We start from the raw sequence: 23649 nt of genomic DNA, 5'->3' as shown, positions 1-23649 counted from the left end.
TCACCTATGTCTGACATCAAAAACGTTGCCATGATCACCGTCTGCGGCCGCCCCAACGTGGGCAAATCCAGCCTGACTAACGCCCTGGTGGGGGAAAAGGTCGCCATCGTCTCCAACAAGGCCCAAACCACCCGGAACCGCATTTACGGCGTGGTGAACCGGGAGGACACCCAGTATATCCTGCTGGACACTCCGGGCCTCCACAAGCCCAAGTCCGCCCTGGGAGAGTATATGGTGAAGGTCGTTACCTCCAGCCTCTCCGATGTGGATTGCGCATTGCTGCTGGTGGAGCCCATAGCCCATGTAGGCGGCCCCGAGCTGGCCCTCATTGAGCGCATCAAAGAGGAGCATCTGCCCGCCATCCTCTGCATCAACAAGATCGACACCGTGGAGCCGGCGGAGCTGCTGCCGGTCATCGCCGCCTACAACGAGGCCTGGGACGGCTTCGATGCCATCATCCCCATCTCCGCCCATACCGGCAGCGGTCTGGACGATTTGATGAAAGAGCTGCGGAAGTACGCCACGGAGGGCCCCCAGCTGTTCCCCGATGGCCAGACCAGCGACCAACCGGAGCGGCAGGTGGTGGGCGAGATCGTCCGGGAGAAGCTGCTGCTGTGCCTGGATAAAGAAATTCCCCACGGCACCGCTGTGGAGATCACGAAATTCTCCGAACGGGATTCCGGCGTCATCGACGTGGACGCCACCATCTACTGCGAAAAAGCCAGTCATAAGGGCATCATCATCGGCAAGCAGGGCGCCATGCTGAAGAAGATCAGCACCCTGGCCCGCCACGACATCGAGAAATTCATGGGCACCAAGGTGTACCTGGAAACCTGGGTGAAGGTCAAAGAGAATTGGCGTGACAACGTGAATTACGTCCGCAGCTTCGGTTACAACGACGACTGATTTTTCCAGCGATAAAGATTCGACTTTTTTCGCAGACTATCCGTAAAGGAGGTCTGCGCGATGGAGTCCGAACCGTTTTGGGAGTTATTCTGCATGACCGGGGAGCCGCTGGCCTATATGCTCTACCGGAAGCTGGAGGGGGCGGAGGATGAACTGCCGCCCATCCTGTGAGCAGCGGGGGCTTTGCCCCCGTACATAAGGTGGTGAGCGCATGGCGGGAACGCCGTACATCGTGACCCGGGGCATCGTCCTCCGGGAGACGGAAAGCAAAGAAGCGGACAAAATATTGACTCTTTTAACCGATAAATGCGGCAAAATAGCGGTAATCGCCCGGGGCGCCCGGCGGAAGAGCTGCAAGTACGCCGCCTGCGTCCAGTCCCTGGTCTGGTCGGAGTGGACCCTCTACCAAAAGGGCGACTGGTACTACGCCAACGAGGGTTCCACCGTGGAACTTTTCCCCGGCCTGCGAAGCGACCTGGAGGCATTGTCCCTGGGCTTCTACCTGGCGGAGCTGACGGAGGCCGTCACCACGGAGAACACCCCGGCGCCGGAGCTGCTGCGCCATCTGCTGAACGGCTTGTACGCCCTCTCCGCGCTGCACAAGCCCCCGGCCCTGGTAAAGCCGGCCTTTGAGCTGAAGCTCCTGTGTCTGGCGGGGTATGAGCCCCTGGCGGACGGCTGCGCCTACTGCGGACGTCCCGACCCGGAGCGGCCCATGCTGGATGTGGTCCAGGGCGTCCTGCGGTGCGGGACCTGCGGCGTACAGGAAAGCGCCCTGTCCATGCCCCTGTGTCCCAGCTCCCTGGCGGCCCTGCGGCATATCGTATACGGCGACCCCAAACGCCTCTATTCGTTTACCCTGGGAGATGACGCCCTTCGCCGGCTCTCCGCCGCTGCGGAGGCTTTCGTGGCCGCCCAGCTGGAGCGGGGTTTCCGGTCCCTGGATTTTTATAAGAGCCTCCAGCCGTTAAATTAGCTAGAAAAAACGATACATTTTGTATAATTCAAACGAATTTATACGATGAGGAACCGATATGAGCGAACTGTTTGATAAATCCATCCGCACTCTGGAGCTGCCCCGGGTGCTGCAAATGCTGAGCGACCAGGCTGTCAGTGCTGAAGCAAAGGCGCGAGCCCTCCGCGTCCGTCCGGAGACGGAGGCGGAGGAGGTCCAGCGCCTGCTGGACCAGACCGACGCTGCCAGGGCGATGATCGGACTCCACGGAAGCCCGTCGTTTTCCGGCGTCAGGCCGGTGGCGGAGGCCCTGGACCGGGCGGACCGGGGCGGCAGCCTGAACACCCGGGAGCTGCTGACCATCGCGGGACTGCTGACCGCCGCCCGCCGTGCCCGGGAGTATTTCAACGACGAGGCCGCGGAAAGGACGGCCATCGACCACCTGTTTTTATCCCTCCACGGCAACCGCTTTTTAGAGGAGAAGATCAAGCGCTGCATCGTGGACGAGGATACCATTTCCGACGCCGCATCTTCCGAGCTGGCGGACATCCGCCGCCACATGCGGGCGGCCCAGGCGAAAAGCCGCCAGATTTTGCAAAAAATTATTTCCTCGCCCACCTATGGCAAGATTTTGCAGGAGACCATCATCACCCAGCGGGACGGCCGCTTCGTGGTGCCGGTCAAGGCGGAGCATAAGGGCGACCTGCCGGGCCTGGTCCACGATATTTCCTCCACCGGCGCCACGGTGTTTGTGGAGCCCATGGGCGTCGTCCAGGCCAACAACGAGTATATTGAGCTGGAGGCCAAGGAGCAGAAGGAGATCGAGCGCATCCTGGCGGAGTTGTCCGCGGAGGCGGCGGCCCACCGGGAGGACATCCAGTGGGATTACGACACCCTGGTCCACCTGGACCTGATCTTCGCCCGGGGCCAGCTCAGCTATAAAATGGACGCCATCCGGCCGGAGATCCGGCGGGACGGCGCCATCCACCTCCGCAAGGCCCGGCACCCCCTGCTGGACGCGAAGAAGGCGGTGCCCATCGACATTGAGCTGGGCGACACCTTCGATACCCTGGTCATCACCGGCCCCAACACCGGCGGCAAGACGGTCTCCCTCAAGACCCTGGGCCTGCTGACCCTGATGGCCCAGTGCGGCCTGCACATCCCGGCGGCGGACCGCAGCGCCGTTTCCGTTTACGGTCACGTTCTGGCGGACATCGGCGATGAGCAGAGCATTGAACAGAATTTGTCTACTTTTTCGGCACATATGACTAATATAGTGGCTATTTTGAAGGAAGCGGACCGCCGCAGCCTGATTCTGTTCGACGAGCTGGGCGCCGGCACCGACCCGGTGGAGGGCGCGGCGCTGGCCATCTCCGTCATCCAGCACGTCCGGCAACTGGGGGCAAAAGTGGCGGCTACCACCCACTATGCGGAATTGAAAACTTTTGCCATGACCACCGCTGGGGTGGAGAACGCCTCCTGCGAGTTCGACGTGGATACCCTCAGCCCCACCTACCGGCTCCTCATCGGCATCCCCGGCAAGTCCAACGCCTTTGCCATCTCTAAGCGGCTGGGCCTGCCGGACGCGGTCATTGAGAGCGCGAAAGCCCAGATGAGCGGTGAGAGCGTCCGCTTTGAGGACGTCCTCACCCAGCTGGAGGCCAAGCGCCAGGCCCTGGAAAAGCGGGAGCAGGAGGCCAACCGACTGTATGCCCAGCGGGAAGAGGACGCCCGGAAGGCGAGAGAATTCCGGGAGCAGATGGAGCGGGCCAAGGAGAACGCCCGGGGCCGTGGCGAGGCGGAGGCCAAGCGCATTCTGCGGGACGCCCGTGCCGCCGCCGACCAGGTGTTCGCGGAGCTGGCGGAAATGCGGAAGCAGCAGGCCAGGGCCGAGCGGGATTTGAATACCAACGAGGCCAGGGCCGAGCTGCGGCGAAAGCTGAACGAGGCGGAGGACGCCGTCAGCAAGCATGATGCCCGTCAGGAACCCATCCCCAAGCCCAGCCGTCCCATCCGGGCGGGGGACCTGGTGGAGATCCCCGGCGTCCGCCAGAACGCGGAGGTGGTGTCCGTTGGCAGCGACGGCACGCTGCAATTAAAGGCCGGCGTACTGAAAATGAAGGCCAAGGCCGGCGAGGTCCGGCTCATCGAGGATGACGAGCGGGCGGCCCAGAAGAAAAAGCCCACCGTGTCCATCCGCCAGAACGCGGACCGTGCCCTCCGGGCTTCCGCCAGCCGGGAGCTGGATATCCGGGGTATGGAGACGCTGGGGGCTGAGAGCGTGGTGGAGAATTTTATCTCCGCCGCCGTCATGGGCCGTCTGGACACCGTCACTATCATCCACGGCAAGGGCACCGGCGCCCTGCGGAAAGCCGTCCATGACGTTCTCCGCCGGAACAAGGCGGTGAAGGGCTTCCGCCTGGGCGTTTACGGCGAGGGCGAGAGCGGCGTGACGGTGGTAACGCTGAAATAATTCGTGTCTGTTAAAAATTTGAATATATGAGGTGACTGCTATGCAAAAACTGGAAAAGCAATTCCACATCCACTGCACCTCCGGCGATGTGGGCCGGTACTGCATCCTGCCCGGCGACCCCGGCCGGGTCCCCGCCATTGCCGCCCTGTTTGACGACGCGAAGCAGGTGGCCTGCAACCGGGAGTACAACGTCTGGACGGGCACCCTTCTGGGGGAGAAGGTCACCGCCTGCTCCACGGGCATCGGCGGCCCCTCCGCCGCTATCGCCATGGAGGAGCTGCACAAATGCGGCGCGGACACCTTCATCCGCACCGGCACCTGCGGCGGCATCGACCTGAACGTCCAGTCCGGCGACATCGTGGTGGCCACCGGCGCCATCCGCTTTGAGCACACCAGCCTGGAATACGCGCCTATCGAGTATCCGGCGGTGCCGGACCTGGGGGTCACCAACTGCCTTGCCCGGGCCGCGAAAGCTCTGGGTCTGCCGCTGCATACGGGCGTCGTCCAGTGTAAGGACAGCTTTTACGGCCAGCACAGCCCCGAGGCGTCTCCCGTTTCCTATGAGCTGAAAGCCAAGTGGGAGGCCTGGAAGCGGCTGGGGGTCAAGGCCAGCGAGATGGAATCCGCGGCCCTGTTCGTAGTGGCGGCGGCCCTGGGCTGTCGCTGCGGCTCCTGCTTCCATGTCATCTGGAACCAGGAGCGGGAGGCCGCCGGCCTGGACCAGAAGATGAACGAGAATACATCCAACTCCGTCAAGGTGGCGGTGGAGGCCCTGAAACTTCTCATTGAGGAAGACCGGAAAGCCAAATGACCCCGCAAAAAGAGAAACAATATGAAAAAAAGTGAGCTTGGCACCGGCGGCCGCTTTTATTGAGCGCAGAAAAAGGACAGGTTTCCTTTGGAAACCTGTCCTTTTTGTATCATCAGTCGTCCGTCCGGACGCCCTTTTCGATGTCCCGGATGTCGTAGGGGGAGGTCTGGTACACGCAGTAGTTCAGCCAGTTGGCATACAGCAGGTGGGCGCAGCTCCGCCAGTTCATCACAGGCCGCTTGCTGGGGTCGTCGCCGGGGAAGTAGTGCTTGGGGATCTGAATATCCACCCCGGCAGCCAGGTCCCGCATGTACTCCTTTCGCAGGGTGTCCCGGTCGTACTCCGCATGGCCCATCAGGAACACCTGACGGCCCTGGTCGGTCTTGACGGCGTAGACCCCTGCCTCCGGGGAGGCGGCCAGAATTTTCAATTCAGGAACCGCCTCAATATCCGCCCGGTCGACCGTGGTGTTCCGGGAGTGGGGGACCCAGAAGGTGTCGTCAAAGCCCCGGAAGAGGATGTAGTTGGGGTCTTCCACGGTGTGCTGGAACACGCCGAACAGCTTGTGGGGCAGCACCCGCTTGGGGATGCCGTAGTGGTAGTAAAGCCCCGCCTGGGCGCCCCAGCAGATGTGCAGGGTGGAGTGGACGTGGGTCTTGCTCCACTCCATGATCTCGCACAGCTCCGGCCAGTAGTCCACCTCCTCAAAGCCCATCAGCTCCACCGGCGCGCCGGTGATGACGAGGCCGTCGAAGGTGCGGTCCTTCACCTCGGCAAAGGACTTGTAGAAGGCCAGCATATGGGCCTGGGAGGTGTTCTTGGAAACATGGTCCGACGGGGCGATGAGCTCCAGCTCGATCTGGAGGGGCGTGTTGCCCAGCACCCGGGCCAGCTGGGTCTCAGTGTCCACCTTGGTAGGCATCAGGTTCAGGAGAAGAATCTGCAGGGGCCGGATGTCCTGGGTGATGGCCCGGGTCTCCGTCATCACGAAGATGTTTTCCCGGGACAAGGTCTCCGTGGCGGGAAGTTGGTTGGGAATTTTGATGGGCATGACTTAAAAATCCTCCATTTCGCCGTGCAAGCGGCATCAATAGAAATCAATAAGGCTCCCCCGGAGAAATGGGGGATTTTTGCCATCATCCGCGGTTGCCGTACAAACGGCGAGCGGATGGGCATCATCGGCTATCTGATGTGAGACTTCACATCAGATAGCCTCCAATGCCTGGGCAATATCTTCGATGAGGTCCTCCTTGCTCTCCAGGCCGCAGCTCATGCGGACCAGTCCGGCGGGGACGCCGGCGGCCTTGAGCTGCTCCTCGGTCATCTGGCGGTGGGTGGAGGTGGCGGGATTCAGGCAGCAGGTCCGGGCGTCGGCCACGTGGGTCTCGATGGCCGCCAGCTTCAGCCTGCTCATGAACACCTCGGCGGCGGGGCGGCCGCCCTTGAGCTCAAAGGACACCACGCCGCAGGAGCCGTGAGGCAGGTATTTTTGGGCCACCTCGTGGTAGGGGTCCCCGGGCAGGCCGCAGTAGTGGACGACTTCCACCTTGGGATGCGCCGCCAGAAACTCCGCCACAGCCTGTCCGTTCTCGCAGTGGCGGGCCATGCGGACGTGGAGGCTCTCCAGACCCAGGTTCAGGTAGAAGGCGCTCTGGGGGGAGGGAGTGGAGCCGAAGTCCCGCATGAGCTGGGCGGTGCACTTCGTGATAAAAGCGCCCTCCTTGCCGAACTTTTCGGCGTAGGTGATGCCGTGGTAGCTGTCGTCAGGGGTGCACAGGCCGGGGAACTTGTCGGCGTGGGCCATCCAGTCGAACTTGCCGGAATCCACGATGGCGCCTCCCACGGCGGCGCCGTGGCCGTCCATGTACTTAGTGGTGGAGTGGGTCACGATGTCGGCGCCCCACTCAAAGGGCCGGCAGCCTACGGGGGTGGCGAAGGTGTTGTCCACGATGAGGGGCACGCCGTGGCTGTGGGCGGCTTTGGCGAACTTCTCAATGTCCAGCACCGTCAGAGCAGGGTTGGCGATGGTCTCGCCGAACACGGCCTTGGTGTTGGGGCGGAAGGCAGCGTTCAGTTCTTCCTCGGAGCAGTCAGGGGCGACAAAGGTCGTTTCAATTCCCATCTTCGCCATGGTGACGGAGATGAGGTTGAAGGTGCCGCCGTAAATGCTGGAGGACGCCACGATGTGGTCGCCGCAAGTGGCGATGTTGAACAGGGCAAAGAAGTTGGCCGCCTGGCCGGAGGAGGTCAGCATGGCCGCCGTGCCGCCCTCCAGGGCGCAGATCTTGGCAGCCACATAGTCGCAGGTGGGATTCTGAAGGCGGGAGTAGAAATAGCCGTCGGCCTCCAGGTCAAAGAGTTTGCCCATGTCCTCGCTGGTGGCATATTTAAAAGTGGTGGACTGGATGATGGGGATCTGCCGGGGCTCGCCGCTGCCGGGGGTGTAGCCTCCCTGGACGCAGATGGTTTCAGGACGGTAATTGCTCATAGTTGTGTGCTCCTTTCAGATTTCCGGAACGAAAAAAACGGCTTTCGTCCCAAAGAGTTTCTTTGAGACGAAAGCCGTATCATGCTTCCGCGGTACCACTCAAATTGCGCCGGCCTCACGACCGGGCGCCACTTTCGGGGTCCAGCAACCCCTTTGCACTGACGCGGCGTACGCGGGACGCCCTAACGACCGACAGTCCTCGAACGTCCGGCTCGGGAGCCATAGGACCTGGAGACCCCTGCCGCCGGCTCGCACCCTGCGCCGGCTCTCTGGGGGCGTCAGCCTCCGTCCCTCTCCTTCATCGCTTTAAAAGGTATTATAGAGATATGACCTGCGTTTGTCAACCGCGGTTTTCGACGATATGGACGTTCAGATGGTCGTAGGTCATCTCCACGCCGTGGCCGGCGAAGGCGCTCCGCAGGTTCTCGCCCAGGCCAAAGTAGACGTCCCAGTAGTCGGCGGCGGAGCACCAGCAGAACACCGTGTACTCGATGGAGCTCTCGCCGTAGTTGGAGAGGTAAACGGCGGAGGCGGGGTCTTCCAGGATCTTCGGGGTATTTGCCAGGGCGTCCCGGCAGGCAGCCTTCACATCCTCGGTGGGGGCGTCGTAGGAGGCGGTGACCTTCTGAGTCACGCGGCGGCGGCCCAGGACGGTGTAGTTGATGACCTTGGAGCTGGACAGCTCCTTGTTGGGCAGCAGTACCAGCAGCCCGTCGGGGGTCAGCAGCTTGGTGTGGTTCAGGGAGATCTCCTGAACTGTGCCGGAGACGCCGTTCACCTCAATGAAATCCCCCATGGAGAAGGGATGGGCGGACAGGATGACCAGCCCGCCGGCCACATTGCCCAGGATGTCCTCAGCCGCCAGGGTGATACCCAGGGAGCCGACAGACAGCAGCGCCACCAGGGAGGTCATGTTCACATCCAGGCTTTCCGCCACAATGACAACGGCGATGATGTACAGCACCAGCTTAATGCCGGTTTGGATGTACTTCTGGACGCGGGCGTCCAGCTTGGACCGGGACAGCAGGCGGATGGTGAGCTTCAGAACGGCTTTGATGACGATGAGGCAGACAATGAGGGTAAAGAGCGCGTAGAGAATTTTCGCCAGGGTCATCCCCGCGATGGAAGTGCCGAGCAGAGCGTTCAGATCGAGAGCAGTCATGGTGTGTTCCTCCTTGATTTCTATTGGCATAATACAGAAATCATATCGGAAACCGGGGAAAAAGTCAATGGCCCGGAGGCGGCTGCACGGTTTTGCACCGGCTTTTCCCCGCGTGACCGCAGGGGATGTCAGCATTTGTGGCGGAAATGTAAAGGAAAACCGGTGGAAAATGACGGCTGCCTTTGCTAGTATTGAAGAAGCGGCGGGAAGGCGTTTCTTCCGGCAAATTCGCGGCCGCGTACGCGGACGCAGAGAAAATGGGGAGCGGTCTTATGAACATCGGCGGCAACATACAGGAATTGAGAAAAATATCCGGGATGACCCAGGAGCAGCTGGCGGGAAAATTGAATGTTTCCAGGCAGACCGTCTCCAAGTGGGAGCTTGGCGGCACATTGCCGGATCTGGAGAGCGCGCTGAAGCTCTGCGGAATTTTTCACATTCCACTTGACGATCTGCTGGGAGAGGAGAAAAAGGCGCGGGGCGCCGAAGACCGGATCACCATTGAAGACCTGGCGTATCTCAACCGCCGCAGCCGAAACATGAATCTGCTGGTGATCAGTGGGCTGCTCTTTTTGATGATCGCCCTTGCGGTCGTTTCCGTGGTCACGGCGGTGCGGAGCGCGGCCCTCAGTACACAGTACATGCTGTACCGCTACATGACGGTGGGCGAATATGTGGCCAGCCCTGCGAATTACGCCGTTCCCCTTGCCCTGGCAGCGGTCACGGCAGCCATCGGCGCGGGGCTTATCGTTTTCTGCATCGTTGAAAACAAAAGGGGGACGTGCGGCCGGAGGCCAAACGGAAAAGAAAGCGGTTGCCATCTCATAGGATAAGCTGGTATAATCCTATCAATACCAACTGCGAGAGGGAAAGAGGAGGAAACCACCATGAACCGGGAAATCAAAAAGCAGGGCAATGGCTGGGCCCTGCTTCCGTTTTTGATCTTCATCGTCATCTATCTGGGCGCGGGATTGTATCTCCAGGCGAAAGGGGAGGAGATGGCCTTCTACCAGTTCCCGTCCGTCACCGCTATGTTCATCGCTGTGCTGGCGGCTTTCTGCATGGGCCGGGAGAGCATCGACCGAAAATTTGCCATTTTCGCCCGGGGTGCCGCCAATGAAAATGTGCTGACCATGCTGATGATCTACATTCTGGCAGGCGCCTTTTCCACCGTGGCAAAGACCATGGGCGGCGTGGACGCCACCGTCAACCTGGGCCTCTCCCTGATCCCCGTGGAGCTGCTGGCTGCCGGCGTGTTCGTCATCTCCGCCTTTTTGGGCACCGCCACCGGGACCTCCGTGGGAACCATCACCTCGCTGGTGCCCATTGCCGTGGGCCTGGCGGCGGAGAGCGGCCTCAGCGTGCCGATGATGCTGGGCGCCTGTGCCGGCGGCGCCATGTTCGGCGACAACCTGTCCATGATTTCCGACACCACCATCGCTGCCACCAAGACCCAGGGCTGCGAGATGCGGGACAAGTTCCGGGTCAACTTCTATATCGCCCTGCCCGCCGCATTGGTCACGCTGGTGATTTTGCTGGTATGTGCCCGGCCGGAGAGCGCGGCCGACATGGGGGCCCATCCCTTTGCGCTCATCAAGGTGGTGCCTTACATTCTGGTGCTGGCTCTGGCCATCATCGGCGTCAACGTGTTCCTGACCCTGACCATCGGCATTTTCTCCGCCGGCGTCATCGGCATGGCCTGCGGAGAGCTGACGGTGTTCACCTATGCCCAGGCCATCTGGGACGGCTTCACCGGCATGAGCGAGGTGTTCTTCCTGGCGCTGTTCTGCGGCGGATTGTCGGAGCTGATCGCCCACAACGGCGGCATCGTCTGGCTGATCGAAAAGCTGCGGGGCATGATGAAGGGCAACAAGTCCGCCCAGGTGGGCATGGCGGCCCTGGTGTCCCTGGCGGACTGCGCCACCGCCAATAATACCGTGGCCATTATCCTCTGCGGCAACGTGGCCCGGGACATCAGCCGGGAATACAGGGTGGACCCCCGCCGGACGGCGTCTTTGCTGGATGTGTTCTCCTGCGTGTTCCAGGGCATCCTCCCCTACGGCGCCCAGCTTCTGATGGCAGCCGCTTTGACGACCACAACTTATAATATCGTCATCAGCCCCGTGGAGATCGTGCCCTACATGTGGTACTGCTGGATTTTGGCGGCTTTCGGCCTGCTGTCCGTCTTCGTGCCCTATGCGGACCGTGTCTGCCGCAGGGACCCCTGGAATTGGGCATACGATGTGGCGGAATCGGGCGTGGCGGCAAAGAAAGACCTGGAAAGCGAATAAAAAGAAGCGCCGGCTCAGCCGGCGCTTTACTTTACGCTTTCTTTGTCAGGGAGCGGTGCAGCTCCTGGGTAAAGCGGATGGAATCCGCCACAGACTGCTCCAGCAGCCCCACGAACTGCTCCGCCAGCGGCGCCAGTCTGACGTCCCGGGGCACGATCCAGCCGATGCGGAAGCTGCCTTGATCTGCCAGCGGCACCGTGACCACCGCCTGGCTGATGAAGCTCTCCACCAGCAGGCCGCTGCCGGTGGTAAAGGCGTCGGTCCGGGAGAGAATGTTCATCATGGTGGCCCGGTCATTGACGGTGATGGAGCGGTCGGGCCGCTTCATGGACATCATCTGGTATTCCTCCGACAGGTCGGACGCCACGCCCTGGGTGTGCTCGAAGGACACATAGGGGAAGCCCTCCAGATCGTCCTCCCGCACCGCGTCCAGCCCCGCCAGGGGATGCTCCTTGCGGACGTAGATACAGGGCGGCACGGCGGCGATCTCATGGAACTCCAGGTCCCGGGCGTCCAGCAGGCGGCGGATCATCTTCTCCGTCAGGTCTGTCAGGAAGATGACGCCGATGTCGGAGCGGTGGTCGTAGACGTCCTCAATGACGGCGTCCATTCCCGTCTCCTTGATGGCGTAGCGGTAGCGGCTGTCGGCTCCGTCCCGCAGCAGCCGCAGAAAAGCGTCCTCGGTAAAGGGATAGCGCTGGGTGGACACGGAGAAGCGGACGGGGGCGGCAGCGTTCCGACCCTCTCCATAGAGCTGTTCGATACGCCGCTTCTGCTCCAGCAGGGAGATGGCGTAGCTCAAAAATTCCTCTCCCTCGGGGGTGAACTCCACGCCCCGGTTGCTGCGGACGAAGAACTGGATGCCCAGCTCCTCCTCCAGCTCCCGCACCGCTGTGGAGATGCCGGACTGGGACAGCACCAGCTTATGGGCGGCCTTGTTGATCGAGCCGCATTTGGAGATCTCCACCACATAGGTCAGCTGCTGAAAGGTCATATCGCCGCCTCCTGAAGTCGTTATCGTTTTTGATTATAGCCGGAGGAAAGGGGAATGTCAAATCCGGCAGGCGCGGGGTTCGCGCGGGGGCCCCGTAAAAAGGCGGGTTCTTCACACCTCCACGGGCTAAAAAAGAGAGACATCCAACAGGATGTCTCTTTTTTGGTGCGCGAGGCGGGACGGCGTCGCCGCAAGCTGCGTATCCCTCGCTTCTGCCTGTCGGCAAAAGCTCTCTCACTCCGCTGCGGCTCCTTTCCCCACGCGAACCGCTCCGCTGGGTTCGCGCGGGGGTCCCGTAAAAAGGCGGCTTCTTCACACCCCCACGGGCCAAAAAGAAAGACAGGCTTTTGCCTGTCTTTCTTTTTGGTGCGCGAGGCGGGACTTGAACCCGCACGTCCGTAAAGGACACTAGAACCTGAATCTAGCGAGTCTGCCAATTCCACCACTCGCGCGTATCAATATGTACTTGAAAGGGGGGCACGTTCCTTCGCCGCAAGTGCGGCGTACAAGTATTTTTGCTGAAAGCAAAAATCTTGAAATCGACCGAATTCACTTCGGGCGATTTGAGTGAAATACCAAGGTTCCCGAAAAATGGATTCCGCCGCCTGCGGCGGAATCCGTTTTTTGGGATGGTGCGCGAGGCGGGACTTGAACCCGCACGTCCGTAAAGGACACTAGAACCTGAATCTAGCGAGTCTGCCAATTCCACCACTCGCGCATATGGCAGGGACAAAGGGGTAATGGTGCGGCTGACGGGACTTGAACCCACACGTCGAATCGACACCAGCACCTCAAGCTGGCCTGTCTACCAGTTCCAGCACAGCCGCAGATTGATTGTCCCCCGGAAAAGACTGCTTGATTATTATAGCCAGAACTTTCCCTATTGTCAACACCCAATTTGAGATTTTTCGAAAATTCCCGGACAGGGTCGCCTGCCCGGGAATTTTGTCAAAGCTCACCGGTTTTCCATGGGGATATAGGAGCGGTGCTCCTCCACGCACTCATACCGCGGACGGATCAGCTTGCCGCCGGCGGACAGCTCCTCCATGCGGTGGGCGCTCCAGCCGGCGATACGGGCCACGGCGAACAGGGGCGTGTAGAGCTCCATGGGCAGGCCCAGCATCTCGTAGACGAAGCCGCTGTAAAAGTCGATGTTGGTGGAGAGGGCATCCTTGTTCCGCCGCTCCATCAGCAGCTCCTTGCCCACCTTTTCCACATTGGTGTAGAGCTGCAGCTCCCGGTCCCGGCCCTTCTCCGCCGCCAGCAGGTGGACGTAGTCCCGGAACACTTCGCACCGGGGGTCCGATTTCGTATAGACGGCGTGGCCCAGGCCGTAGATGAGGCCGCTGCGGTCGAAGGCGTCTTTATCCAAAATCTTATTCAGGTAGTCCGCCACGCAGCCCTCGTCGGACCAGTCCTTCACATGAGTCTTGATGTCGGCCATCATCTCCATGACCTTGCTGTTGGCACCGCCGTGGCGGGGGCCCTTCAGGGAGGCCATGGCCGCTGCGATGGCGGAATAGGTGTCCGTGCCGGAGGAGGTGACGACGTGGTTGGTGAAGGTGGAGTTGTTGCCGCCGCCGTGGTCGGCATGGAGCACCAGGGCCACATCCAGCGTCCGGGCCTCCAGCTCCGTGTAGCTGCAGTCCTCCCGCAGCATCCGCAGGAAGTTTTCGGCGGTGGACAGCTCCGGCCTGGGGACGTGGATGAACAGACTCTCTCCGGGCAGGCTGTACCGCCAGGCCTGGTATGCGTAGATGGCCAGCACCGGCATGTTGGCGGTGAGCTGCAGGCACTGCCGCAGCACGTTTTCAAGACCGATGTCGTTGGGCTTGTCGTCGTAGCAGAACAGCGTCAGGATGGCCCGCTGCATGGTGTTCATCAGATCCTTGGGCGGATTTTTCATGATGACGTCCCGGAAGAAGTTGGTGGGCAGGGTGCGGTAGGAGGCCAGCTGGACGCAGAAGTCCTGAAGCTGCTCCTGGTTGGGCAGCTCGCCGAACAGCAGCAGATAGGCGGCCTCCTCAAAGGCGAACCGGCCCCGTTTGGCGGAGCCCTTGACGATCTCCCGGCAGTCGATGCCGCGGTAGTACAGAATGCCGTCGGCAGGGGTGATGTACTCGCGGTCGGCGGCGTCTGTGACCACGTTGTAGGACTGGATCTCCGCCACGCGGGTCAGTCCGGTCAGAACGCCCCGTCCGTCCTCGTCACGCAGGCCCCGCTTGACGTTGTACTCGCGGTAAAGGCGTGGGTCGATGTAGTTCTTCTTTTCCCACTGCTCCTTCAGCGCCAGAATAGCGGGGGTGATCTCACAGTAAGCGTTTTCCCGGTTTTCTTTCCAGATCATAGCGGGGACTCCTTTCAGCCCTGGTTAGGAATGATGCAATTCTAACATGCATGACTTTCATTTTCAATGGTAAAAAGTCAGAAAAATAAAAAAATAATTGCAAATTTTGCATGACAAATTTATTCAACTTGCATTTTTGAGGACAGGAACTTGTGAAAAACGACGCCATCCGCTGCCGGACGGCGTCGTTTTCTGTTAGATATACACAAATTAGGGAAACCGGCAGGCTCACAGCTGTCCCAGCACCTCGCCGATAGGGTCGGTGATGACCAGGTCGGCAGCCAGGTCCCGGGCCACCGCGGATTTGTTGATGAGCACCAGCTTATGGCCCCGGTAATAGTTGATGAGCCCGGCGGCGGGGTAGACATTGAGGGAGGTGCCGCCGATGATGAGCATATCGGCCCCGGCGATAGCCCGGACGGAATCGTTCAGCGTTTTCTGGTCCAGCCCCTCCTCGTACAGAACCACGTCGGGCTTGACGATGCCGCCGCATTCGCACCGGGGGATGCCGCTGCTATGGAGCATGAAGTCGAAGTCGTGGAACTTGCCGCACTTTTCGCAGTAGTTCCGGTGGACGCTGCCGTGGAGCTCCAGCACCCGGCGGCTCCCGGCGGCCTGGTGGAGCCCGTCGATGTTCTGGGTGATGACGGCCTTCAGCTTCCCGGCCTTCTCCCATTCCGCCAGCTTGTAGTGGGCGGCGTTGGGCTTTGCGTCAGGGGCCAGGAGCTTGGTCCGGTAGAAGCGGAAAAATTCTTCGGGGTTGCTTTCATAAAAGGTATGGCTTAAAATAGTTTCCGGCGGATACTTCCACTGCTGGTGGTACAGTCCGTCGGTGCTGCGGAAATCCGGGATGCCGGATTCTGTGCTGACGCCGGCCCCGCCGAAAAATACGATGTTGTCGGAGCTGTCCACCAGTTCCTTCAGCTGCTTGACAGGTTCAGTCATGCTGATCCCTCCATTCTGAAATCAAGGAGACTTATCCTATGAATATCCAGATCTTCGGCTCCTCCAAGTCCTTCGACACGAAGAAGGCGGAACGCTGGTTCAAGGAGCGCCGCATCAAATACCAGTATATCGACGTTCCCTCAAAAGGATTATCCCCCCGGGAGTACCAGTCCGTCAAGCAGAAAGTTGGCTTTGAGGCCCTGGTGAACACGAAATGCCGGGCCTACGAGGACCTGTTCATGGCCTATATCACCCCGGACGCCCAGGAGGAAAAGCTGCTGGAGCACCCGGAGCTGTTCCAGACGCCCATCGTCCGCAACGGCAAAGAGGCGACGGTTGGTTACTGTCCCGACATCTGGGCAAAATGGGAATGAAAAGCGCGCCGGACGCGTCCGCCGCTGCAAGAAAGGAGGTCCGAGCGTGAAAACTCCCGCTCCCCCGAAAAACCGTTTTCTCCGCGCCGTCTACCTCCTGATCCGGCGCTATCTGCGCCACAACGTGGGCATTCAGAGCGCGGCCCTGGCCTTTTACCTCCTGTTTATGATCTTCCCATTTCTGATTTTTATCAGCGCCCTGCTGGGCTTGCTGCGGCTGGATGTGGCGGCCATCCTTCAGGCGTTGGCGGAGATCCTGCCCAATGAGATCATTGAATTTATCGAAGTGTACCTGACCTATGTCAGCGAAAACCCCAGCCCCCGGCTGCTGGTGTTCGGCCTGCTGTTTTCCATCTATTTCCCCATGCGGGCCACGAATTCCCTGATGCGCTCCGTGCGGACGGCCTACCATTTGGGACCGCCGAAAGGGGCCGTCCTGCACCGGCTGAAAACGCTGCTGTATACGGTCATGCTGATCGTCACCATCGCGGTGACGGTGGCGTTGTCCACCATCGGCGAGCGGGTCCTGACGTACGCGGTCCATCATTTTCGCCTGCCGCTGTTCGCGGCGGAGCTGTGGTCAAAGCTGCGCTTCCCCATGGTGGCGGTGGTGGGCTTCTTCGCCCTCTACTTCCTGTATGCCCTGGCTCAGGACAGCCGCCAGCCCTGGCGGAACATCTGGCCGGGGACGGTGGGGGCACTGGCGGCTTGGGTGGCATTGAGCTGGCTGTACTCGTTCTATGTGGACAACATCGCCAACTACTCCCTGCTGTACGGCTCCATCGGAACGGTCATCGTTCTGATGATCTGGCTGTATATGACCGCCGCCATCCTCATTATGGGCGCGGAGCTGAACGGCACGCTGATGAGCCTCCGCAAGGACAAACTGGAAAAGCCGGAAACATCCTGAATGTTGCAAAAAGCCGGGGAGGGTTCTCTCCGGCTTTTGTGTCCAAACCGTGAAATTTCCAGGACTCGCCGTCCTTTTCTCAGCTTGTCGAAAAATTTTTTCGACAAGCTGCTGCAAGTTTTTCTAAACTTTCCAAGTTCAGAAAAACTTATGATTGAAAACGAATGGCCCAGGCCACCTTCTCTTGCCGCTGCGCGGCAATTCACCTTGAGACACCCCTCCTGGGTTTCTTTCGTAACTATCTTCCTTCCCGTCGCGTAGGTCTTGCGATTTTATTGACAGTCTGTCTTTACTTTGTTGATAACTTGCTCTAAAATAGCGTATAATTAAGAAAAAAACGCTGTGAAAGGATGAAATTTTCATGGATGAAAAACTGCGGGAATACGCCAGCCTGCTGGTGCGGGTGGGCCTGAATGTCCAGAAAGGCCAGCGGCTGGTGATCTCCTCCCCGGTGGAGTGCGCCTACTTCGCCCGGATGTGCGCTCAGGAGGCCTACGATGTCGGCTGTAAAGAAGTCGTCATGAACTGGCACGATGACGCCATGGCTCGGATGAAGTACCTCCAGGCCGACGACGCCATTTTCGACGAGGTGGCCCTGTGGCGCCGCCACTTCTTCAACGACTACGCCCTGGAGGGCGCGGCCTACCTCGCCATCTCCGCCTCCGACCCGGAGAATTTCAAGGGCGTGGACTCCAAGCGCATCGTCCGCGCTCAGCAGGCCAGCGGCAAGGCGTTGAAGGATTTTGACCGCCTGCAGATGTGTAGCGGCTTCCCCTGGTGCATCGCCTCCATCCCCATTCCCAGCTGGGCCAAAACCGTGTTCCCGGACGCCAGCGAGGACGAGGCCATGGCAAAGCTGTGGGACGCCATTTTCAAGGCCGTCCGCATCAGCGGCGACGGCAGGGCGGTGGAGAAGTGGAGGACGCATCTCGACACCCTCCATGAGCGGATGGAGAAGATGAACGCCCTGAACTTCAAGTCCCTGCACTACACCAATTCTCTCGGTACCGACCTGACGGTGGAGCTGCCGGAGGGCCACATCTGGGAGGCGGGCAATGACGTCACCCTGTCCGGCCAGGAATATATCGCCAACATCCCCACGGAGGAACTGTTTACTTCGCCCTTGAAAACCGGCGTCAACGGCGTGGTGTACTCCGCAATGCCCCTGGTGAACGACGGTACTATCATCGACAAGTTCCACTTCGTGGTGAAGGACGGCAGGATCACGGAGGCCCACGCCGAAAAGGGCGAGGAGGCGTTGAGGGCCGCGATCTCCGTGGACGAGGGCGCCAGCTATTTCGGGGAAGTAGCCCTGGTGCCCTATGACAGCCCCATCTCCAACCAGAAGATCCTGTTCTATAACACCCTGTTTGACGAAAACGCCGCCTGCCACATCGCCTTCGGCGAGGCGTATCCCTGCCTGAAGGACGGCCAGCAGATGACGAAAGATGAGCTGAAAGCCCGGGGCCTGAACGACTCCATTACCCACGTGGACTTCATGGTGGGCACGCCGGACCTCTCCATCGTGGGCACCACCCACGACGGGAAGGAAATCCCCGTGTTCGTAAACGGCAACTTTGCACCGGAGATTTGAAAAGGAGAGAGAAATCATGGCATACAAACTGAGAGAGACTGATGAAAACGTTCTGATCTGCGAAGGCGCCCGGGTGGCGGGAGACGTGACCCTGGGCAAGGGCGTCAGCGTGTGGTATAACGCCGTCCTCCGGGGCGACGAGGGCGCCATCACCGTGGGGGAGAACACCAACATCCAGGACGGCGCCGTCATGCATGAGGAGACGGTGGTGGGCCGTGGCTGCACCATCGGCCATAACGCCATCGTCCACGGCTGCACCATGGGGGACAACGTCCTCATCGGCATGGGCGCGGTGGTGCTGAACGGCGCCAAAATCGGCGACAACTGCATCGTGGGTGCCGGGGCCCTGGTCACCGGCAAGATGGACGCCCCCGCCGGCTCCATGATCTTAGGCAGTCCCGCCAAGGTGGTCCGCCCCCTGACGGAGGCGGAGATCGAGGGCAACCGGGGGTCCGCCCGGGGCTATCTCCACGCGGCGGAGCTGTACCGCAAGGGCTGAGCCTATGGAGTGGAACAAGCAGACGGTAAAAAACCTGCTGCTGGTGGTCTGCGGCGGCGCGGCGTTTTACGTCGCCATTCAGCACCTGAACGTGGTTTTCCGGGCACTGGGCTGGCTGCTGGGCATCCTGTCGCCCTTCCTGCTGGGAGCCGCCATTGCCTTTATCCTGAACGTGCCCATGCGGGCCATCGAGCGGCACCTGTACCCCCAGGCGAAGCGGGGCGCCGCCCTCCGCCGTCCCCTGGCCCTGGTGCTGACGCTGGTGGCGGTCATCGGCGTGCTGGCACTGGCGGGCGGCGTCATCGGCCCCGGCGTCAAGGACGCTGTGATGTCCATTGCCGCCCAGGTCCCTGCCGCCTTTGACCGGCTGTATGACTGGCTGCTGGGCCTGGAGAAGTACCTGCCCCAGATCAAGGGAGTCGTGAACGAGCTGAACATCGACTGGAAAAGCCTCTCCCAGAAGGCCATCCAGCTGGCCCAGTCCTGGGGCGGCAGCCTGATCTCCTCCGGGGGCGGATTGATCGGGGGCGTGGTCAGCGGCGTCAGCACCTTCGTCATCGGGCTGATCTTCTCGTTCTACATCCTGCTGCAAAAGGAAAAACTGTCCCGCCAGGGCCGGCAGGTGCTCTACGGCCTCCTGTCCGTGAAGCGGGCGGACCGGGCCCTGGAGGTCCTGCGCCTGGCGAACCGCACCTTCTCCAGCTTCCTCTCCGGCCAGTGCACGGAGGCGGTCATTTTGGGCACTATGTTCGTGGTGGCCATGAGTGTTTTCCGCCTGCCCTATGCCGTGCTGGTGGGCGTCCTCATTGCCCTGACGGCCCTCATCCCCATTGTGGGCGCTTTCATCGGCTGCGGTGTGGGCGCGCTGCTCATCGCTGTCACAGACCCCTGGAAGGCCGTGGTGTTCGTGATTTTGTTCCTGGTGCTCCAGCAGATCGAGGGCAACCTCATCTACCCCCATGTGGTGGGCTCCTCCGTGGGCCTGCCCTCCATCTGGGTGCTGGCCGCCGTCACCCTGGGCGGCAAGCTGATGGGCGTGGCGGGGATGCTGTTCTTCATCCCCCTCTGCTCTGTGCTGTACGCCCTGTTTCGTGACTTCGTGAAGGGCCGTCTGGCGGAGAAACAGGTGCCCGCTTCCAAGTGGCGGGACCCGCCTCCGTCCATGAAATGATAACCGAAAAATCTCCGGGAAAATTTTCCCGGAGATTTTTATATTGGGTATTGACAACTATCCTTGTCAGTGCTATCCTACGATTGACAAGGATAGTTGTCAAGTTGACTTGAAAAGTTGTCAGGAAGGAGGCGGCCTATGCCGCTGTATAACCGTTTGAAAGAGTACCGGGCCCGGCTGGGCGTCAACCAGCAGGAGATGGGCGCCCTGGCGGGGGTGTCCCGTCAGACCATCAGCCAGATTGAGCGGGGGGACTATTCGCCCTCGGTGACCCTGGCTTTAAAGATCGCCAAAATCTGTAATGTGTCCGTGGAGGATATTTTTTTCTATGAGGAGGATGAAAACGATGGAGAATAACGCAGTCAAAAAGGATAACCGCAAAGCCCTGCCCAAATATCTGCTGATTTTGCTTGCAGCCGCGATTTTCGGCGGCTTCATGGGCTTTGCCGCCGGCTGGGTGGGCCATGATAACATTTCCGAGGTCATTGCCGCCGCTGTTGCCGACGGCCTGACCGCCGCCGCGCCCTGGGCGCTGCTGGTCACCTCGGTGGTGTCCCTGGGGCTGATCCTGTGGCTGTACCGCAGCGCCAAGGCCCTGTTCACCGGCTGGGACGGCGAGGACGACGCTACCATGGACCGGGCGGACGAGAAGCTGAACTGGGCTCTGCTGCTGACTGCCGCCCAGCTGGTGCTGGATATGTTCTTTTTTGCCGTGGCGGAGTCCGGCGGGAGCCCGCTGGGCGGAATTGTGGGCGTCCTGTTCTTCATCGTCTCCGCGTTCACGCTGGTTTTTGCCCAGCAGAAGATCGTGGATCTGACCCGGCGGATGAACCCGGAGAAAAAGGGCAGCGTCTACGATGTGAAGTTCAAAAAGAAGTGGTTTGAGAGCTGCGACGAGGCGGAGCAGAAGCAGATCGGCCAGGCGGCCTACAAGGCCTTCAACGTGGTGAGCACCGCCTGCCCCATCCTGTGGGCGGCATTGCTGCTGCTGAGCTACGCCTTCAACTTCGACCTGCTGATGCCGGTTTTCGTGGTGTGCCTGCTGTGGCTGCTGCTGCAGGTGTCCTACTGCCTGGAGTGCATCCGCCTGGCCAAGCGCAAGTGAGAAGTCATAGGAACATCACCCGGGCCTGCCCCGCTGTTTTGCGGGGCAGGCCCGGGTCTTACCTACATCTGACCTTATAAAAAATTTATATTTTGACACTTTCGATAAAACCACATGGACGCTAAAATATGGAAAACCAACGAAAGAAGGATCTCTCTATGTCTGCATCTTCTGATCTCCGCAAGGTGCGCCCGGTCAAGTGGCTCACCGTCACCGCCATGCTGATGGCTCTGAACATTGCCATGAGCTCTTTCAGCATCCCCGTTCCCGGCGGCCACCTCTACCTGAATGACGCCGTCATCTGCACCGCCGCCATCCTGCTGGACCCGCTGGGGGCCTTTATCGTAGGCGGCGTGGGTGCCTTTCTGGGCGACTTTTTCTTCTATCCCGCTCCCATGTTCGTCTCCCTGCTGACCCATGGCCTCCAGGCGGTGGTGGTGTCCCTGTGCGCCCATAAGCTGTTCGCGGACCGCCGCGGCCGGGGCGCTCTGGTGGGCGTCATCCTGGGCGTGGTCATCAATGTGGTGGGCTACTCCATCGGCCGTGCCTTTGTGTACGCCACCCCGGAGGCCGCCATGCTGAAGTTCCCCTTCCAGGTCTTCCAGGCCACCTTTGGCGCGGTGGTAGCCATGCTGCTGTGCTTCAAGGCCGGTCTGCTGAAATTCTGGGATAAGTTCTCCGTCCGCTGAGGCCCGTTTCCATGCCGCCCGGAACCACGGTTCCGGGCGGCATTTTTTAGTTTTTGCATTTCCGCGAAAAACTGTTATAATAAGAAAAAATGCGTGGCGTCAAAGGGGGAGACGACTTGAAAAAGCTGACGAGGCAGGAGAAGAAACGGGAGAAGAAGCACTTCCGCAAAGCCATGGAAAAGGAGCTGCGGGAGCACAGAAGCTCCTTTATCGTGTTTTATACCCTGCGGCTGCTGGTCCTGGTGGTGCTGGTGCGCCAGCTCTTCCTGCATAACTATGAGGGTGCGTTCTTCTGCATCCTGACCATTGTGCTGCTGTATATCCCCAGCTGGCTCCAGGTGAAGCTGCGCATCGAGCTGCCGCCTCCGCTGGAAATCACGATTCTGTGCTTTATTTTCGCGGCGGAGATTTTGGGGGAGGTCAACGCCTTTTACGTGAACGTCCCCAACTGGGACACCATGCTCCATACCCTCAACGGCTTCCTGGCCGCCGCCGTGGGCTTCTCCATGGTCTTGCTGCTCAATGACGACGAGCGGCTGACCTTCGACCTGTCGCCCTTCTTCCTGGCGCTGGTGGCGTTCTGCTTCTCCATGACCATCGGCGTGCTGTGGGAATTCTTTGAGTTTGGCATGGACTTCTTCTTCCACACGGACATGCAGAAGGACACCGTTATCAACGCCGTCTACACCGTGGCGCTGGACCCCACCCGCACCAATAAGGTAGTGGCCATCAAGGGCATCCAGGATGTGGTCATCAACGGCGATAGCCTGGGACTGGGCGGCTATCTGGACATCGGCATCATCGACACCATGAAGGACCTGTTCGTGAACTTCATCGGCGCGGTGGTGTTTTCCGTCACCGGCTTCTTCTATGCCCGCAGCAAGGGCGAGAAGCGCACGGCGGCCCAGAGTTTTGTCCCCAGCAAAAAGACGGAGGCGACAGATTATCTCAAGCAGGCCCGGGAGGAGAGCGCGGCGGAGGACGCCGCTGCCCCGGAGAGAGCGGAGCCCTCTAATGGAGAAAAAACGTAAAAAGCAGGGTGCGCGGCGCGCACCCTGCTTTTTTGGCACCCCCGACCAGACTCTAACTGGTGGCCTACCGCTTAGGAGTTAAGTTGTCCGCTTCGTATCGTATGGTTCGTGGTGTTCTAAAATACCGAAAAATCCTTGAAAATCAACACTTTTGATCGAACTTTGTGCTGTATGGTGGTGCCAGATATTCCACCGTATTAGCCAGTTTCGGGGCAAAATCAGTCCCCGTATTAGCCACTTTATTAGCACATTTTATTAGCCACACCAAGAGCAAGCCCTTCAAAGGCTGTTTTGGATGCTCTCATTTTACAACGATTTTGAATACGCTACAAGGGAGAGTGCCGCAAAGCGCTCTCCCTTGTTCTATATACATCTTTATTTGGAGGTGAAGCCCGTGGCCGCATTGCCCTTGCCATATTATTACGGTTATGAGGCCGAACAGTTTTCTTTCTACCGCATACCAAAGCGACTTTTTGAAGATGACCGCTTCCGGGGCGTGTCAACCGACGCGAAGCTGCTTTATGGTATGCTGCTTGACCGCATGGCCTTATCTATAAAGAATGGCTGGTTGGACGAGCAAGGCCGCGTGTTCATCTACTACCCTGCTGATGAAATCATGTCGGTATTACATTGCCGAAGTGAAAAAGCGGCAAAGCTGATGGCGGAGCTGGACTGCAAAAAAGGCATAGGTCTGATTGAGCGCGTCAATCACGGTCAAGGCCGTCCCACGATGATCTATGTCAAAAACTTCGCAGCTCTGCCACCGCCTTAGAAATACTGAGCTTTTTATGACAGGATCAGTCTGCCTATTTTCAGAACTTCGATTATCGAATTTCAAGACCTTTGATTATCGAAGTCCTTGACTTTCGGAAATCGAAAACTAATAAGACTGAGTATAACAAGA

22 protein-coding genes and 3 tRNA genes are annotated in these 23649 nt (G+C 59.9%); 16 read left to right on the top strand and 9 right to left on the bottom strand.

The window, feature by feature from the left end:
• Positions 1-6: 6 nt before the first annotated feature.
• From era to udp, 4 genes are all read left to right on the top strand, one after another.
• Complete coding sequence (gene era, locus JQM68_RS10125; protein WP_235222884.1) at positions 7-906, top strand: GTPase Era; 900 nt, start codon at positions 7-9, stop codon at positions 904-906.
• Between the two features lie 211 nt (positions 907-1117).
• On the top strand, positions 1118-1882 hold the full coding sequence (gene recO / locus JQM68_RS10120) for a DNA repair protein RecO (protein ID WP_235222883.1): 765 nt from the start codon (positions 1118-1120) through the stop codon (positions 1880-1882).
• 58 nt (positions 1883-1940) lie between these two features.
• Positions 1941-4334: an endonuclease MutS2 gene (locus JQM68_RS10115; protein ID WP_235222882.1), complete on the top strand. Its 2394-nt coding sequence runs from the start codon at positions 1941-1943 to the stop codon at positions 4332-4334.
• A gap of 40 nt (positions 4335-4374) precedes the next feature.
• On the top strand, positions 4375-5145 hold the full coding sequence (gene udp, locus JQM68_RS10110; protein ID WP_235222881.1) for a uridine phosphorylase: 771 nt from the start codon (positions 4375-4377) through the stop codon (positions 5143-5145).
• A gap of 112 nt (positions 5146-5257) precedes the next feature.
• On the opposite strand, the gene metA is transcribed toward udp, so the two are convergent.
• From metA to JQM68_RS10095, 3 genes are all read right to left on the bottom strand, one after another.
• Positions 5258-6196, bottom strand: coding sequence for a homoserine O-acetyltransferase MetA (gene metA, locus JQM68_RS10105; RefSeq protein ID WP_235222880.1), 939 nt, complete (start codon positions 6194-6196; stop codon positions 5258-5260).
• Between the two features lie 153 nt (positions 6197-6349).
• The gene (locus JQM68_RS10100) at positions 6350-7633 is read right to left on the bottom strand and encodes an O-acetylhomoserine aminocarboxypropyltransferase/cysteine synthase family protein (protein ID WP_235222879.1); all 1284 of its coding nucleotides are present in this window, start codon (positions 7631-7633) and stop codon (positions 6350-6352) included.
• Between the two features lie 340 nt (positions 7634-7973).
• Complete coding sequence (locus JQM68_RS10095; protein ID WP_235222878.1) at positions 7974-8795, bottom strand: mechanosensitive ion channel family protein; 822 nt, start codon at positions 8793-8795, stop codon at positions 7974-7976.
• 272 nt (positions 8796-9067) lie between these two features.
• On the opposite strand from JQM68_RS10095, the gene JQM68_RS10090 reads away from it, so the two are divergent.
• Together JQM68_RS10090 and JQM68_RS10085 are read left to right on the top strand one after the other, a co-directional pair.
• Positions 9068-9628 (top strand): helix-turn-helix transcriptional regulator, encoded by a 561-nt coding sequence (locus tag JQM68_RS10090; RefSeq protein WP_235222877.1) that lies wholly within the window; start codon positions 9068-9070, stop codon positions 9626-9628.
• A 54-nt stretch (positions 9629-9682) separates the two neighbouring features.
• Complete coding sequence (locus tag JQM68_RS10085) at positions 9683-11086, top strand: Na+/H+ antiporter NhaC family protein (RefSeq protein ID WP_235222876.1); 1404 nt, start codon at positions 9683-9685, stop codon at positions 11084-11086.
• 31 nt (positions 11087-11117) lie between these two features.
• On the opposite strand, the gene JQM68_RS10080 is transcribed toward JQM68_RS10085, so the two are convergent.
• From JQM68_RS10080 to JQM68_RS10055, 6 genes are all read right to left on the bottom strand, one after another.
• On the bottom strand, positions 11118-12080 hold the full coding sequence (locus tag JQM68_RS10080) for a LysR family transcriptional regulator (protein ID WP_235222875.1): 963 nt from the start codon (positions 12078-12080) through the stop codon (positions 11118-11120).
• Between the two features lie 364 nt (positions 12081-12444).
• Positions 12445-12532 (bottom strand) — tRNA-Leu (locus JQM68_RS10075).
• A gap of 178 nt (positions 12533-12710) precedes the next feature.
• Positions 12711-12798, bottom strand: a tRNA-Leu gene (locus JQM68_RS10070).
• A 23-nt stretch (positions 12799-12821) separates the two neighbouring features.
• Positions 12822-12907, bottom strand: a tRNA-Leu gene (locus JQM68_RS10065).
• A 128-nt stretch (positions 12908-13035) separates the two neighbouring features.
• The gene (locus JQM68_RS10060) at positions 13036-14427 is read right to left on the bottom strand and encodes a citrate/2-methylcitrate synthase (RefSeq protein ID WP_235222874.1); all 1392 of its coding nucleotides are present in this window, start codon (positions 14425-14427) and stop codon (positions 13036-13038) included.
• Between the two features lie 228 nt (positions 14428-14655).
• Positions 14656-15372 (bottom strand): NAD-dependent protein deacylase, encoded by a 717-nt coding sequence (locus tag JQM68_RS10055; protein WP_235222873.1) that lies wholly within the window; start codon positions 15370-15372, stop codon positions 14656-14658.
• Positions 15373-15410: 38 nt separating this feature from the next.
• Between JQM68_RS10055 and JQM68_RS10050 the strand changes: the two genes are divergently transcribed.
• From JQM68_RS10050 to JQM68_RS10005, 10 genes are all read left to right on the top strand, one after another.
• Complete coding sequence (locus JQM68_RS10050) at positions 15411-15746, top strand: arsenate reductase family protein (RefSeq protein ID WP_235222872.1); 336 nt, start codon at positions 15411-15413, stop codon at positions 15744-15746.
• Between the two features lie 46 nt (positions 15747-15792).
• Positions 15793-16656, top strand: coding sequence for a YihY/virulence factor BrkB family protein (locus JQM68_RS10045; RefSeq protein WP_235222871.1), 864 nt, complete (start codon positions 15793-15795; stop codon positions 16654-16656).
• Positions 16657-17017: 361 nt separating this feature from the next.
• Positions 17018-18250: an aminopeptidase gene (locus JQM68_RS10040; protein ID WP_235222870.1), complete on the top strand. Its 1233-nt coding sequence runs from the start codon at positions 17018-17020 to the stop codon at positions 18248-18250.
• A 16-nt stretch (positions 18251-18266) separates the two neighbouring features.
• The gene (locus JQM68_RS10035) at positions 18267-18749 is read left to right on the top strand and encodes a gamma carbonic anhydrase family protein (RefSeq protein WP_235222869.1); all 483 of its coding nucleotides are present in this window, start codon (positions 18267-18269) and stop codon (positions 18747-18749) included.
• Positions 18750-18753: 4 nt separating this feature from the next.
• Positions 18754-19920: an AI-2E family transporter gene (locus JQM68_RS10030; RefSeq protein WP_235222868.1), complete on the top strand. Its 1167-nt coding sequence runs from the start codon at positions 18754-18756 to the stop codon at positions 19918-19920.
• 138 nt (positions 19921-20058) lie between these two features.
• Positions 20059-20277, top strand: coding sequence for a helix-turn-helix transcriptional regulator (locus JQM68_RS10025; RefSeq protein WP_235222867.1), 219 nt, complete (start codon positions 20059-20061; stop codon positions 20275-20277).
• Positions 20267-21025 (top strand): DUF3169 family protein, encoded by a 759-nt coding sequence (locus JQM68_RS10020; RefSeq protein ID WP_235222866.1) that lies wholly within the window; start codon positions 20267-20269, stop codon positions 21023-21025. Before JQM68_RS10025 ends, JQM68_RS10020 begins: the two co-directional genes overlap by 11 nt.
• A gap of 158 nt (positions 21026-21183) precedes the next feature.
• Positions 21184-21714, top strand: a complete 531-nt coding sequence (locus tag JQM68_RS10015; RefSeq protein WP_235222865.1) for an ECF transporter S component — start codon at positions 21184-21186, stop codon at positions 21712-21714.
• 173 nt (positions 21715-21887) lie between these two features.
• A complete protein-coding gene (locus JQM68_RS10010) occupies positions 21888-22745 on the top strand; it encodes a hypothetical protein (RefSeq protein ID WP_235222899.1) in 858 nt (285 codons plus the stop codon).
• Between the two features lie 394 nt (positions 22746-23139).
• Positions 23140-23517 (top strand): replication initiator protein A, encoded by a 378-nt coding sequence (locus tag JQM68_RS10005; protein ID WP_235222864.1) that lies wholly within the window; start codon positions 23140-23142, stop codon positions 23515-23517.
• Positions 23518-23649 lie beyond the last annotated feature (132 nt).

The sequence above is a fragment of the Oscillibacter valericigenes genome, from assembly GCF_021531435.1.
GTDB lineage: Bacteria > Bacillota > Clostridia > Oscillospirales > Oscillospiraceae > Oscillibacter > Oscillibacter valericigenes_B.
This window is presented reverse-complemented; position numbering and strand designations above follow the sequence as displayed.

Bases quoted from the DNA above. Each gene is read 5' to 3' on its own strand.
- era (WP_235222884.1), top strand. From the start codon at position 7: ATGTCTGACATCAAAAACGTTGCCATGATCACCGTCTGCGGCCGCCCC.
- recO (WP_235222883.1), top strand. From the start codon at position 1,118: ATGGCGGGAACGCCGTACATCGTGACCCGGGGCATCGTCCTCCGGGAG.
- JQM68_RS10115 (WP_235222882.1), top strand. From the start codon at position 1,941: ATGAGCGAACTGTTTGATAAATCCATCCGCACTCTGGAGCTGCCCCGG.
- udp (WP_235222881.1), top strand. From the start codon at position 4,375: ATGCAAAAACTGGAAAAGCAATTCCACATCCACTGCACCTCCGGCGAT.
- metA (WP_235222880.1), bottom strand. From the start codon at position 6,196: ATGCCCATCAAAATTCCCAACCAACTTCCCGCCACGGAGACCTTGTCC.
- JQM68_RS10100 (WP_235222879.1), bottom strand. From the start codon at position 7,633: ATGAGCAATTACCGTCCTGAAACCATCTGCGTCCAGGGAGGCTACACC.
- JQM68_RS10095 (WP_235222878.1), bottom strand. From the start codon at position 8,795: ATGACTGCTCTCGATCTGAACGCTCTGCTCGGCACTTCCATCGCGGGG.
- JQM68_RS10090 (WP_235222877.1), top strand. From the start codon at position 9,068: ATGAACATCGGCGGCAACATACAGGAATTGAGAAAAATATCCGGGATG.
- JQM68_RS10085 (WP_235222876.1), top strand. From the start codon at position 9,683: ATGAACCGGGAAATCAAAAAGCAGGGCAATGGCTGGGCCCTGCTTCCG.
- JQM68_RS10080 (WP_235222875.1), bottom strand. From the start codon at position 12,080: ATGACCTTTCAGCAGCTGACCTATGTGGTGGAGATCTCCAAATGCGGC.
- JQM68_RS10060 (WP_235222874.1), bottom strand. From the start codon at position 14,427: ATGATCTGGAAAGAAAACCGGGAAAACGCTTACTGTGAGATCACCCCC.
- JQM68_RS10055 (WP_235222873.1), bottom strand. From the start codon at position 15,372: ATGACTGAACCTGTCAAGCAGCTGAAGGAACTGGTGGACAGCTCCGAC.
- JQM68_RS10050 (WP_235222872.1), top strand. From the start codon at position 15,411: ATGAATATCCAGATCTTCGGCTCCTCCAAGTCCTTCGACACGAAGAAG.
- JQM68_RS10040 (WP_235222870.1), top strand. From the start codon at position 17,018: ATGGATGAAAAACTGCGGGAATACGCCAGCCTGCTGGTGCGGGTGGGC.
- JQM68_RS10035 (WP_235222869.1), top strand. From the start codon at position 18,267: ATGGCATACAAACTGAGAGAGACTGATGAAAACGTTCTGATCTGCGAA.
- JQM68_RS10030 (WP_235222868.1), top strand. From the start codon at position 18,754: ATGGAGTGGAACAAGCAGACGGTAAAAAACCTGCTGCTGGTGGTCTGC.
- JQM68_RS10025 (WP_235222867.1), top strand. From the start codon at position 20,059: ATGCCGCTGTATAACCGTTTGAAAGAGTACCGGGCCCGGCTGGGCGTC.
- JQM68_RS10020 (WP_235222866.1), top strand. From the start codon at position 20,267: ATGGAGAATAACGCAGTCAAAAAGGATAACCGCAAAGCCCTGCCCAAA.
- JQM68_RS10015 (WP_235222865.1), top strand. From the start codon at position 21,184: ATGTCTGCATCTTCTGATCTCCGCAAGGTGCGCCCGGTCAAGTGGCTC.
- JQM68_RS10010 (WP_235222899.1), top strand. From the start codon at position 21,888: ATGGAAAAGGAGCTGCGGGAGCACAGAAGCTCCTTTATCGTGTTTTAT.